This window comes from Endozoicomonas sp. YOMI1, assembly GCF_024606345.1.
GTDB lineage: Bacteria > Pseudomonadota > Gammaproteobacteria > Pseudomonadales > Endozoicomonadaceae > Endozoicomonas.
The window spans coordinates 1-12,737 of record NZ_JAHHPM010000371.1; the positions used below are offsets into that span (position 1 = coordinate 1).

The following is a 12,737-nucleotide window of genomic DNA, read 5'->3' on the forward strand; positions in this document are numbered from 1 at the left end:
TCAGCAGCGCGTCTACGTCACTGGCTTTGGGAAAGCCGTTACCATGACAGATGGATGCAATGGATTTAAGACTTGGAGAAAGTGCTATTGCTTTTACATCAAAGTTTTTAGTACTCAGAAAATGGTTGATGTTTTTCTGTGTTGTTGCGCTTTCTTCTGCGCACAAAAGCATGCCGGTAATCGTATCTGTGTTCTTAACAGTACTGTCCACATTGGCAAAAAAAATGCCAAGCTTAGAGATTAGACGTACTTTCGACTCATTCGGGCATGAATGAATTAGCTGGCCTAACGTTGTTTTGATGATGATTTTGCGTTCCCGGCAAAGAGCCAGCAATTTTTCTGAATTAGTGATCGGCGAAGGGTGTTGATGCTGATCTTTATGTCCCAGTGGTTTTCTTGTTAATTGCTCATCCACTGATGCACCTTCAATATGAGACACTTGTCTATTCAAAGACGATGCTCCTGGGAAAGGTTCAGGGGAATCAGTGAGTGGGAGAGTGAGTTCAGTTTGTTCTTGTGTTGATACGTCATAACCTGAATAGAGAGTTCTTGATGGTGTTGTGTTACCAGTCTCAAGAGAAGGTTTTAAGGAAGTCGTGCCTTCTGTTGTCATCCTTGAATTATGACAAGATGGAAACATTATTTTAAACCTCATTGATTAAAGTGCGCCAACTTTGACATTGGAATCAACTTTAAGTTCATTAATGATTGAAATGGTTGGACAGGTTCTGAAAAGCCTCGAAGCCCGGCGACATGTTTCGCCAAAGGTAGACGTCATGTGCCGTTAGGGGCATCGTAATAATCAGCCTTTGTTGAGTGTCATTGGAACCTATACTGAAGCTTATATATTTTCTCAGAGGTTTCGTAACATGTTTAATAAAGGTATCAGGTTTCTGGCTCTGCCGATCACTCTATCCGCTTTACTGTCTGGGTGTTCAGATAATACGAGTCAGGTTGAGAACAGGGCGGAGGAAAAGCTGGAAGTTGCGATGTTTCAGGTGTCTCCGGCAGGTAATGGGCCAACAATAGGCAACGTGTTTATACATCATGCTGACGATGATGATGTCACCAAAGGGATTAGACTGCAGCCGGCACTGCATGATTTGCCGCCCGGGAAGCATGGCTTTCATGTTCATGAAAATCCCTCCTGTGAGCCAGGAGAAAAAGGTGGCCAGAGCGTTGCTGCCCTGGCGGCAGGTGGTCACTATGACCCGAACAGCAGCGGTCATCACGAGGGACCCGAAGGTCACGGACATTTGGGGGATTTGCCGGTATTAATGGTTGATGAATATGGGAACGCGGTCAGCCCTGTTGAAGCACCTCGACTTTCGCTCTCTGAACTGAAGGGACGCTCGCTGGTGATTCACGATGGTTCCGATAACTATTCTGACACCCCTCCCCTGGGTGGTGGTGGTGCCAGAATAGCCTGTGGGATCATTCAATAACTGACGTTATAAAGACTGGCCGCCCCTTTTGGGGCGGTCTTTGATCATAAATAACTGCCAAACAACTGGCTGAGCGCTTCTCCCGGATCTTCCTGGCGCATAAAAGCTTCACCCACCAGAAAGCTGTTCACATTATGCCGGACCATGGATTCCACATCATGTTTTGTGTGTATACCGCTTTCCGTGACCAGCAGCCGACCTTCAGGAATCGAGTTCAGCAGCGCAAAAGTATTATCCAGACTGACTTCAAACGTATGAAGGTTGCGATTGTTGATGCCGAGAATGGCGCCCGGTAATGGCAGGGCTCTTTCCAGCTCATTGGCCCCGTGTACCTCAACCAGAACGTCCATTCCAAGTGATTGTGCCAGTTCATTAAACTCACTGAGCTGTTGGTCATACAGTGCGGAGACAATCAGCAGGATACAGTCAGCACCAATCATCCTTGCCTCATATATCTGATATGGATCAACCATAAAGTCTTTACGTAACACCGGCAGAGAGCAGGCGTCTCGAGCGACCTGTAAAAAGCGGTCACTCCCCTGAAAAAAATCCTGGTCCGTCAACACGGACAGGCAGCTGGCTCCAGAGCGTTCGTAGCTTCTGGCGATGTCAGCGGGCTCGAAGTGTTCTCGAATAACGCCTTTACTGGGAGAGGCTTTTTTGATTTCTGCAATGATAGCGGCCCGTTGCTTTTCAACCCGTAACAGCAGGTTACGGGCAAAGCCCCGAGTTGGGGTATTCTGCCCGGCCAGCTTTTTCACTTCATCAAGCGGCCTGGTATTCCGGCGCTCAGAAACTTCTTCATGCTTCCGTGCTATGATTTTATTCAGAATCGTCGGTAGCGACATGAATTGGATCCTCACACTTACCCAGTGGCTGCTTCTACAGAAAAAACGCGGGTGAAGCTGGCAAGCTCTTTCATTTTCTCCAGCGCCAGACCACTATCGATGGCGTCCCGGGCCATCAGAATACCTGCCTCAAGTTGACCGGCAACCCCTGAAAGGTAGATGGCTGCACCGGCATTCAGGGCGATCATGCTGGCTGCTTTTTCAGCGTATGTTCCCTGTTGTTTACCGAGAGCGTCTTTGATCAACGCCAGTGATTCATTACTGTCTTTCACATCCAGCCCAATCAGGCTTTGGGAGTTGATATTGAAATCTTCCGGTTTCAGGGTGTATTCGCAGACGTTGCCATCCTTCAGTTCAGCAACGTGAGTTTCACTGGCAATACTGATTTCATCCAGTCCATCGACGGAATGCACCACCATAACATGCTCATTACCGAGTTCGCGCAGGACTTCGGCCATGGGGCGGCATAGCTCTCGGGTAAATACACCAATCAGCAGGTTTTTCACGTTAGCTGGGTTGGACATCGGCCCAAGAATATTAAACAGAGTACGAATACCCAGCGCCCGGCGCACACCGACAACATTTTTCATGGCTGTGTGGTGGGCTGGCGCAAACATAAAACCAACACCTATCTCTTCAATGCAGCGGGCAACCTGATCGGGACTGATATCCAGGTTGACACCAGCGTACTCCAGAAGATCGGCGCTGCCACTTGAGCTGGAAACCCCACGGTTACCATGTTTTGCGACGTTGGCACCGGCAGCGGCACAGACAAATGCCGACGCTGTAGAGACGTTGAACAAGTGGGCTCCATCCCCCCCGGTTCCGACAATATCTACCAGATGCTCAGCGTTAACCTCAACTTGGGTAGCCAGCTGTCGCATGACCATGGCCGCCCCGGTGATTTCTTCAATACTTTCGCTTTTCATCCGCATGCCAACCAGAAAGGCGGCAATCTGGCTGTCACTGCACTGGCCTGTCATGATCTGTTGCATGACCTCGACCATTTCATCCCGGCTCAGGTCAAGATGTTGTACGACCCGGTTTATGGCTTCGTTTATCTGCATTGTTTCATTCCCTTAGATCAATGGACTGTTTGAGGAAATTGGCCAGAAGGTCATGCCCCTGTTCGGTCATAATGGACTCTGGGTGAAACTGCACGCCCTCAACGGGCAGCTCTCTGTGGCGAACGCCCATGATCTCGTCATTGCTGCCATCGGCAAATTGAGTCCATGCGGTGACCTCAAGACAATCAGGAAGACGCTCTTTGTCAATAACCAGTGAGTGGTAACGGGTTGTGGTGACCGGGTTGGCCAGCCCCTGAAAAACTCCGAAATCCTGATGAAAGACCGGAGAAACTTTACCGTGCATCACCTGTCGGGCGCGAACAATCCTGCCACCATAAACCTGACCAATACTCTGATGGCCAAGACAGACACCCAGGATCGGAATCTTACCCTGAAAATGTCGTATAACATCCATGGATATACCAGCTTCGTTTGGCGTGCAGGGGCCCGGAGAAATAACGATATGGTCTGGCTTTAGCTTTTCGATGTCATCAATGGTGATGTGATCGTTCCTGTGGACGTCGACAGTAGCGCCCAGTTCTGAGAAGTATTGAACCAGGTTAAAGGTGAATGAGTCGTAGTTGTCGATCATTAACAGCATCAGTGTTTCATCCCTTTAATGAATCCGGTTTGGGCCATGGCTACCGCACGAAACAGGGCACGCCCTTTATTCATGGTTTCTTTCCATTCCAGGTCAGGGCAGGAGTCAGCAACAATGCCTGCACCGGCCTGAATATGAAGCTGACGATCTTTGATAACCGCTGTTCTGATGGCAATAGCCGTGTCCATATTGCCATTCCAGGCCAGGTAGCCCACTGCGCCACCATAGACACCCCGTTTAACCGGCTCCATTTCATCAATGATTTCCATGGCCCGCACTTTGGGCGCCCCACTTAACGTCCCTGCGGGTAGCGTAGCTTTTAGTACATCAAGGGCATCCAGTCCACTTTTCAGTTCGCCAGTCACATGGGAGACAATATGCATAACGTGGGAGTAACGCTCGATGACCATCTTGTCCGTCAGTTTTACTGAGCCTGTGGTTGCTACTCGTCCAACGTCGTTTCTTCCCAGGTCAATCAGCATCAGGTGTTCGGCCAGCTCTTTGGGGTCATTGAGCAGCTCCTGCTCAAGAGCTTTATCCTTCTCTTCGGTATCACCCCGCTTTCGGGTGCCTGCAATAGGCCTTACGGTCACCTCGCCATCTTCCAGCCGGGCCAGAATTTCAGGAGAAGAACCGACGACATGAAAATCCCCCAGATCCATGTAATACATGTAGGGGGAAGGGTTGGTACTGCGCAGAGCCCGGTAAAGATTCAGCGGTGAGCTGTCATAAGGGATAGACATTCTTTGGGAGAGAACAACCTGCATGGCGTCTCCAGCCAGAATGTAATCCCGAATAGCGCCAACCGAATCTTTGAAGGTTTCTTCGCCAAATCCTGATTGAAAATCATCTTCACTGGCGGGGTTCAGAGATGCCTGGACCGGAGGCTGAATATGGCTGGTCTGCAGCTGGCGCACAAGGTTGTCCAGGCGGAATTGTGCTTTTTCCAGTGGGGCTGGCAGGTCAGGGTTGGCATGGGTAATCAGGATCAGTTTGCCACTGAGGTTGTCGAATACCACCAGTTCATCAGACACCATTAACAGGATGTCCGGTGTATGCAGCTCATCCTTCGGGGCGCTCTGTGCCAGTTTGGGTTCAATATAGCGAATCGTATCGTAACCAAAATAACCCACCAGGCCGCCGGTGAATCTGGGCAATTCCGGCAGCTCCGGCACTTGATAACGTTGCTGGAATGCCTTGATAAAAGCCAGCGGGTCGCTGGTGGTATGTTCTTCCACAATCTGGCCATCGGTTTCGATCTGAATACGATCGCCGTTGACCCGGAGCAAGGTGCGGCAGGGCAGGCCAATCATCGAGTAACGGCCCCACTTTTCACCGCCCTCCACGGACTCCAGCAGGTAGGAGTAGCGGCCATTGGCGAGCTTGAGATAGGTGGTTAACGGTGTGTCAAGGTCTGCCAGAATCTCCCGTACAACGGGGATGCGGTTGTATCCTTCTCTGGTCAGACGCGCAAAAGCTTCTGGCGTCATAACAGCTCTCTCGAATAAGCTAACGGGATTATTGATGTAAATTATCTTTGTTTGGCAACAACCATGTTGCCGTTGGGCTAAGTGAAATTTGCAGGCCTATGGCCAGCGCCAGGAGGCAGTAAGGAGGGAAGTTGAAGACAAGGAAGTATCGGAACAGCCGTTATGGTCGTTGTATCTGAGTCGAAAGCTATGTTGGTGATAACGGTCTTGGCTTTGACAGGGCTTCACGGCAAACTCCGTACCAGGGCAGGATCTATCCAGACTCTTTATTAGTACTATTAGTACTTCTTTATGTCATTATGATCTGCGCTAAGGGTATATGACTACAGGGGCTATTGCAAATCAGCGAGTATGCTGCCCTGGTTGGGGTTCCCGAAGATTGAGAAAGCATCGGGTATGGGCGATCAGTGTGTCTGAATTTGAGCATGGGTTGCATACGGATATCTTTTTGAAATCTGTCGTCAAGGGGCCGCTTGATATGAATTTACTGCAGGTGATGTTTTCCCCCCAAGCTTGATATCTATCCTAAGAGCGCTCCTTCAGTGCTTAAGATAGAAACAAGTTACCGATTGATGCTAAGTCAAACTCTTTTTTGACCTCAGATTATATGCTCTCGGCTTCGATGGGAGAAGAGGGGGGGGGACAGGATTTTCTTGAGCATTATGCTCAAATTTATCAATTTCTTCACTGATATACTGATTTAGAATCCGCTGATTGAGGGGGTGAACCTCTTGTTTTGCAGCAAAAGAACATAAGTCATTGCAAAAAGCATAAACATCAGAAACCGGGCAATCATCTCCCAGGTAATCAACAGCAAGGGTCAATTCGAGAGCTTTATCCTTGTCCATAAACCTCTGCAGCTGATGAGTCAATAGCGCCTCCACTCCACCCCGGTTCAACCCCTTGACTTCAAAATTGGTACCTAATCGGCCTTTCCTGAGCGCTGCAGGGTCAAGGGCGTCCAGGCGATTAGTGGTTCCCGCCACGATGATGCGATTCTCATTTGCCGCTTCTATATGCCTTAACAATTCGTTAGTTCGTTTAACACTGTAGTGAACTGCATTGTTCCGTTTCGGAAGCATACTATCGATTTCATCAATCATAATAATGGCCCCTTTTGCCTCACAGGCTTTTTCAAACATCCTGGCAATGTTTTGTTCGCACTGATCCACGTAGCAACTTCCAACTGACTGAGGATTCATCTCATAAAAAGCCAGATCCAAAAAATTCGCCAGTGTTCTCAGGGCGTGAGTCTTGCCAGTTCCCGGGATGCCGTGCAACAAAAATGATTGCGGAAAGTAGAGGTTATAAAGTTCATAAAATTCAGGTTTTAATAGCTGTTGGATGACATGATTCCTGAAAAATCGAGTCAGCTCCGGTTGACCATGCAGGATAAAATCCTCCAGTTTTTTACCAAGCGGTTCAACTTCCTTGTTGAGCCGTTGTGCGGTGCATTGGTCAATGATTTTCTGATCTATCTCAAGCAAGCCAGCCTTGGCGCATGCCTGGCCAACTTTGATAAAGAACTCATTCACGACTTTGATGCATTTGTCTTTTCTGTCAATGTCGCTAACACCTTCAGGGATTCGATCAGACAGTTGGTCGGCAACCTTTTTCCAGTCAACATTGTCATTCACGGAATAATTGTGTCTACGAATGTACTGATTAATACTGGCCAATATCTGCAAGGCAACTTTCTCTTGTGGACTCCAATGACTCTGTTGATTAAACCGGTAACACTTGAACTGTTTATCCAGTAAAAGTTCAGGTATTTGTTCTTCCCGGGAGGCCATGACCATAACAACTGCTTTGATATCGTTATCTTCGAGCTGGCAACGAAGCTGATTCAGTAATGTTTGTATACAACTGTCCTTGCAACAGTCCGCCTCGATAGCGACGACAGCATAGCTCAAGCAGTCTTCTTTTATCTGCAAGATCAACTGATCTATAGCAGAGCTATCTTCAGAGCTCTCATGGATTTCGGGCAGCTGATAAACCGGGTTTCCGAGCGTATCCTGCAGTTTGTTGATTATCCCCTGGCGGGAATTATTATCAGATCCTAATAGCACGAGTCCTTCTGGCTGGTCTTCAGGATCAAAGTATTCATATGACTCCTGGTGTTTAAAGGGAGTAACCACATGTTCATTGAGGAAATCTGACAGTGAATCGTTATCTTCAATGGTAACTTTGCCTATTTCACTGAGACTCGATATGCCTGGATTCAAAAGTATTGACTGAAAATGTAACTGTCTTTCACTGAGTTTTAAGCCAACCGACCAGCCGGGGCGCTGATCTGACTTAATCTTTTTGGAAAGTGTAAGGAGTTGCTCCTTAGGTAATTGTTGAGCATGCCTTTTTAAGGCGGATACTGATGAAGATAAACTTTCCTGCGAATCTCTTACTTTGTCCAAATGCCATAGAGTATTAGCGTTGAGTGATCCGTCACATACCGTCGAATTTGCATTCATAGCATGACCGTCATATTGAAATAGGGGCATGTCGTTCGACCCCCGGCTTTTGAAAAGGTTCCTGACTCTAAATTCACTATTTCACTATATTGTGGCTGAAAATGGTGTGATTGCTTCGACTATTGTAAACCGAAGAATTGCTCCGCTTGTTGTCACGAATTGTGATGCTCGCTGCTCTCACTCGCCTAGACGGGGTCGCCTAGAATATATCGCGTTGCGTGACACTATTCCCAAACTTGGTTAAGCCTTCGTTGGGAGAAGTGTGGTTAATGACGTAATCACCAGGTCAGGCTTAGCCCGCTCAATAGGTTTACCATGATTATATCCATAAGGTAACCCAACCACCCGAACGCCCGCAGCCCTGGCGGCACGAATATCATTAACGGAGTCGCCAATCATCAGCGACTGTTCGTTCGGACAATTAAACCTCTGCATGGCGTGAACCAAAGGCATGGGGTGAGGTTTTTTTTCAGACAGGCTGTCGTCCCCGATAGTCAGTTCAAAGTAGTGATCAATACCCATCAGCTGCAGCAGGCGGTCAGTAAACTGCTCGCTTTTGTTGGTAATAACAACCTGTTTGATGCCACGATCATTCATCGCCTCAAGAAAGTCAGAACCCCCCGGATAAAGGTAGCTGTGATATCCGAGTTCAGAAACGGATGGCCGCTGCTGTGTGATGTTTTCATGGTCTAAAGAGCCACTACCTCAGCCAGTTCGGAACGCATTTGAGTCACGACATCCTGATAGTTATCAGCACCAAAAATGGCTGAACCGGCAACAAAGGTATCAGCACCGGCCTCGGCAATCTGGCGGATATTGCTGGCTGAAACACCACCATCTACCTGGAGACGGATATTCAGCCCGCTATCATCAATCAACTTGCGAGCTCTGCACAGTTTTTTCAGTGTTGAGGGGATAAACTTCTGACCGCCAAAACCAGGGTTGACCGACATCAACAGGATCATATCCAGTTTGTCCATCACATACTCGAGCACATCGGGCGACGCTGCCGGATTGAGTACCAGCCCAGCCTGGCAACCACCTTCGCGAATAAGTTGTAAGCTACGATCAATATGTTCAGATGCTTCCGGGTGGAAGGTAATCATACTGGCGCCGGCTTCAATAAAATTACCGATGATACGATCGACGGGACTCACCATCAGATGAACGTCGATGGGAGCGGTGACGCCAAACTTTCTCAATGCCTTGCATACCATCGGGCCCAGGGTGAGGTTCGGGACGTAATGGTTGTCCATAACATCAAAGTGAATCCAGTCCGCTCCAGCGGCCAGAACATCATCGACCTCTTCGCCCAGACGGGCAAAATCTGCGGAAAGGATACTTGGGGCAATAATAAAGTCGCGCATGGTTTTCCTGATCTGCCTATGTATGATTTCTGGCGATTGTAGCGGGTTGTCAGGGCTCTGTCAGGTGCAACTGGTACCTGCACATTGTAGAGGTGAACCGGTTATTTCAGGCTGAAAATACACCGCAATGCCGACACAATTATTCACAATGGTTGACATCGTCTATGCTCCTACGACATGCACTGTGCTGACTTAATATATCGTTACCTACTGGCTAACGGAGACCATAATGATGGACACTATAAGTCGCAATTTTCCTCCTGCCCAGCAGCATGTCGCCACCAGTACAACTGAAGTGGCAGGGCCAAGCGCTTACTGCGTCGATCAGCCGAATCATATTAGCAGATCTATACGATTTTCGTCGTATGCTACGCAGGAGGTCAGGGAAACCGTTAAAGTCGAAGTGATCTCGGAACGCACAATCATCAAGTTCAGAGAGATCAGCGAAGCTGAGTTAATTCAGGCGATCAAGGCCGGCGCTTTACAAGATAATACTCATTACCGCGTCAAAGGCTGTGTTTTTCTTCGGGATCTCAGCGGCTCAATGTTGCTGCCCAAACGTCTCTCGATCACTGGATCACTTTACCTGCAACGATGCCCCGACCTGCCAGTCTTACCTCCACATCTCACGGTCAATGGCTCCCTTTTCCTGATTTCATTAGACAAGCTGACAGAGGTTCCCTCGACCATTGAGGTAAAGGGACGGATCTACATCAAAGGTTGTCCTAGCCTGGTAACACTGCCCGAAAATCACTACCGGTATGGTTATCTGGATCTGGAGGCGTGCCAGCAACTGAGGCGCCTGCCACACAAACTTGAGGTGCAACAGTATCTCAACCTTGCTTGCTGTGAGAACCTGACTGAATTGCCCGAGAAAATGTTCATCCGGGGTTATCTTGATCTCCGCGAATGTCGCAGACTGAGGTGCTTGCCCAAAGAAGTAAGGCTGGGCGGTAACCTTATTCTTTCTGGCTGCACCAGTCTGAGGGAATTACCTGACTGGGTCACCGGGATGGGAAGAACATGGTTAAACAGAAGGCGCCATGTTTATCTGAGTAATACTCAACTGCCTGTAGTATTGATGGATCACCTCAGGGCACTCTCTGTACCTGGCATGCTGTTTCATCTTGACTACCAGATACGACGTGAAAGCTTTGCTACGATTGATCAGGCTTTTGCATTCTGGTGGGCGTTGTCCTCCCCGCCCGAAGTGGCAACACTGAAACAGGACTGTCGACCAGACCAGATTCAAGATCTGATTACGTTTCTGGAACGGTTAACGGAAACAAATGAGTATCACTTCCCGGGTACACGGCTGTTGCTGGCTGCGCGAGTTACTAAGGCGCTATCACTGCTCAGCGGCAGCAGTGAGGTCAGGGAAAATGTTCTGACCCGTATACACCAAGGCATCAGTAGCTGTGAAGACCGGGTTATCCTCGCCCTGGACGACCTGGAAACGTTGCAGCTGTGCCAATCGGCTGAAACCATGGCCCTGCAAAATGATGACCCAACGGAGCTAAAGGCTCTGGGGCGACAGATGATGATTCTGGATGAAGTAAAAAAGATTGCCCGTGAACATAGAGTATCAATAGATAGACCAGTGACGCTTATGATTGAGGTGGAACTGGCTTTTCAGATTGGTTTGCGTAATTACTTTGCCCTACCCGGCAACACTCGACATATGCACTACAGAAACATTGCCGGTGTGTGGGATCATGATATTGCCAACGCCGCTGAACGGATTGAGCAAACCTGTACGGAACAAGCCCTGGAAAATTATCTGAAGACGTGGGCGCCCTGGCAGAAATACCAACGCAACCTCACCATTCCAGCCTTTGAACAGCTTCAGCCGATGACCGTTGACCGGATTAATGACTGCCCGTTCTGTCTGGAGAAAACTGAGCAAATGGTTGCCTTTGGCGATGATCATTTTGATTACCACAGCCTGCGCAGAGCTTTCCTGGAAAACAGCAGCGACCCATTTTTTAAAACGCCATTAGACTGGTCAACTGTCTATCGGCTGGAGCAGGAGGGGCCTGCTCGAAAAAAGGTTAAATTTCAGCCATGAAAATTCCACACGGTTAACATGCAAGTGCCTGGAAAAGCCTTGTCAGATCAGAACAAGTAAGCGTTGTGCGTGTCTATAATCGAGAACTGAATTTCTGTTATTGGTGTTCATTTGATTGGCAGCGTCGTTGGTGAGGCTTGTGGTAAAAATTAAGACGTTTTTTTCAAGAGCTTTGGCGTGGGATATGGCGAGGGGAGTGAGACGGTGTTGGTGTGGTTGTATCACACTTATTATCACCGGTCAGGCAATGGCCACTTATCCGGGTCTGTCTCACGACGTTGTAGCTCCCGACTATGCCGGTTCTGTGGAATTGAGGGATATATACGGTGTTAAGGGGGATTTGAAATATACAGAGGGTTGCTTTCTGGGGGTTGCCGAGTCCTGTCGAATCATGATTTCGGTACCATCAGAGGCTGAGGAAATTGATCAAATGGAGCAAGTGGAGGACGGGGTTTTTGGTTATGTCAATTACCTTTCCTACCTTAAAAGAACCGGGCAGTCGTTATTGGTGGACTTTGAGGCGATATTGACTGAATCCGCTTCAGAGGTTGCGGGTTACAAGGTGTTATTTACCACGGAAAGTAAGACCCGGCGGTTGGTAAAAAAAATTGATTCAAGGACGATGCCGGCCTCTTTGCAGAAAAACCCATTGTTACTTTTCTTAATTCTTGCAACCCATCAGTCAGCCCTTGATTTGATGCTGTCCCCGGAAAGAAATCTTTATATTTTGAGCCTGGAGTGGATGGATCTTAAGTCGCTGTACATCAGTGGCGCTGGGCGTGGTGGTATCTATGGTTATCGGTATTACAAATTTCCCAAAGATAATGAGCTTTTTCTGGATCTTGGCGGGCCTCTGAGTATAAACGGTCTTTCAGAAGGGGTTGGATTCAGTTTTGCCGATAATGACAGAACGCAGCCTCCTGTAAAGATGGTGACCGGGTATCATGGGGATCAGAAAAACGGATTTGTTAATAGAATGTCTTTGATTGTCACTTATGCTGCCCTTGCCGGTGGTTTTGGCGTGAGTTTATGGAGTCGAAGTATTGTGGGCTTCCTGGTGAGCTCCCTGCTGCTGGCTGTTGAGGTTCGAACCAGTGCTGCTTCCTCGGAGCTTGAAACGCTTGGCAGAAGGTTACTTCCGGATGGTCTTCAGTTTAATCCGGACTTTCAGGGGCGTCATATTTTAAAAGTCCTCAGGGCTTCTGACAGCGATTTGCAGGTCCCTCGTTAGTCATGCCGCCCGGAACCATACAAATTATCGATATAAATGGGCTGGCAGAAATATCCGGTCTGCTATTCCCCCCGACATGCTGGCACAGAAGGCAGCCAGGAGGCTGTCCGAGAATAGCGCCCGTCTAGGCGACCCCGTAGCGAGGATTGCGA

The 12,737-nt window shown here is 48.5% G+C and carries 11 protein-coding genes; 3 read left to right on the forward strand and 8 right to left on the reverse strand.

The window, feature by feature from the left end:
- Positions 1-640 (reverse strand): hypothetical protein (locus tag KDK15_RS13215; protein ID WP_257295854.1); only part of this gene is annotated, 640 nt, incomplete at its 3' end.
- A gap of 229 nt (positions 641-869) precedes the next feature.
- Here KDK15_RS13215 and sodC point away from each other — a divergent pair.
- The gene (gene sodC / locus KDK15_RS13220; RefSeq protein WP_257295855.1) at positions 870-1,445 is read left to right on the forward strand and encodes a superoxide dismutase [Cu-Zn] SodC; all 576 of its coding nucleotides are present in this window, start codon (positions 870-872) and stop codon (positions 1,443-1,445) included.
- 44 nt (positions 1,446-1,489) lie between these two features.
- Here sodC and trpC read toward each other — a convergent pair whose 3' ends face one another.
- The 7 genes from trpC to rpe form a co-directional block, all read right to left on the reverse strand.
- Positions 1,490-2,293: an indole-3-glycerol phosphate synthase TrpC gene (gene trpC / locus KDK15_RS13225; protein ID WP_257295856.1), complete on the reverse strand. Its 804-nt coding sequence runs from the start codon at positions 2,291-2,293 to the stop codon at positions 1,490-1,492.
- A gap of 17 nt (positions 2,294-2,310) precedes the next feature.
- Positions 2,311-3,360, reverse strand: coding sequence for an anthranilate phosphoribosyltransferase (gene trpD / locus KDK15_RS13230; RefSeq protein ID WP_257295857.1), 1,050 nt, complete (start codon positions 3,358-3,360; stop codon positions 2,311-2,313).
- Between the two features lie 4 nt (positions 3,361-3,364).
- Positions 3,365-3,961 carry an aminodeoxychorismate/anthranilate synthase component II gene (locus tag KDK15_RS13235; protein WP_257295858.1) on the reverse strand — a complete coding sequence of 199 codons (597 nt, stop codon included), beginning with the start codon at positions 3,959-3,961 and terminating at the stop codon, positions 3,365-3,367.
- On the reverse strand, positions 3,961-5,451 hold the full coding sequence (trpE, locus tag KDK15_RS13240) for an anthranilate synthase component I (protein ID WP_257295859.1): 1,491 nt from the start codon (positions 5,449-5,451) through the stop codon (positions 3,961-3,963). Before trpE ends, KDK15_RS13235 begins: the two co-directional genes overlap by 1 nt.
- Positions 5,452-6,026: 575 nt before the next feature.
- Positions 6,027-7,676 carry an ATP-binding protein gene (locus tag KDK15_RS13245; protein ID WP_257295860.1) on the reverse strand — a complete coding sequence of 550 codons (1,650 nt, stop codon included), beginning with the start codon at positions 7,674-7,676 and terminating at the stop codon, positions 6,027-6,029.
- A 483-nt stretch (positions 7,677-8,159) separates the two neighbouring features.
- On the reverse strand, positions 8,160-8,597 hold the full coding sequence (locus KDK15_RS13250) for an HAD-IA family hydrolase (protein WP_257295864.1): 438 nt from the start codon (positions 8,595-8,597) through the stop codon (positions 8,160-8,162).
- 11 nt (positions 8,598-8,608) lie between these two features.
- The gene (gene rpe / locus KDK15_RS13255) at positions 8,609-9,286 is read right to left on the reverse strand and encodes a ribulose-phosphate 3-epimerase (RefSeq protein WP_257295861.1); all 678 of its coding nucleotides are present in this window, start codon (positions 9,284-9,286) and stop codon (positions 8,609-8,611) included.
- A 229-nt stretch (positions 9,287-9,515) separates the two neighbouring features.
- Between rpe and KDK15_RS13260 the strand changes: the two genes are divergently transcribed.
- Together KDK15_RS13260 and KDK15_RS13265 are read left to right on the forward strand one after the other, a co-directional pair.
- Complete coding sequence (locus KDK15_RS13260) at positions 9,516-11,354, forward strand: NEL domain-containing protein (RefSeq protein ID WP_257295862.1); 1,839 nt, start codon at positions 9,516-9,518, stop codon at positions 11,352-11,354.
- 196 nt (positions 11,355-11,550) lie between these two features.
- Positions 11,551-12,585, forward strand: coding sequence for a hypothetical protein (locus tag KDK15_RS13265; protein ID WP_257295863.1), 1,035 nt, complete (start codon positions 11,551-11,553; stop codon positions 12,583-12,585).
- Positions 12,586-12,737: the final 152 nt, after the last annotated feature.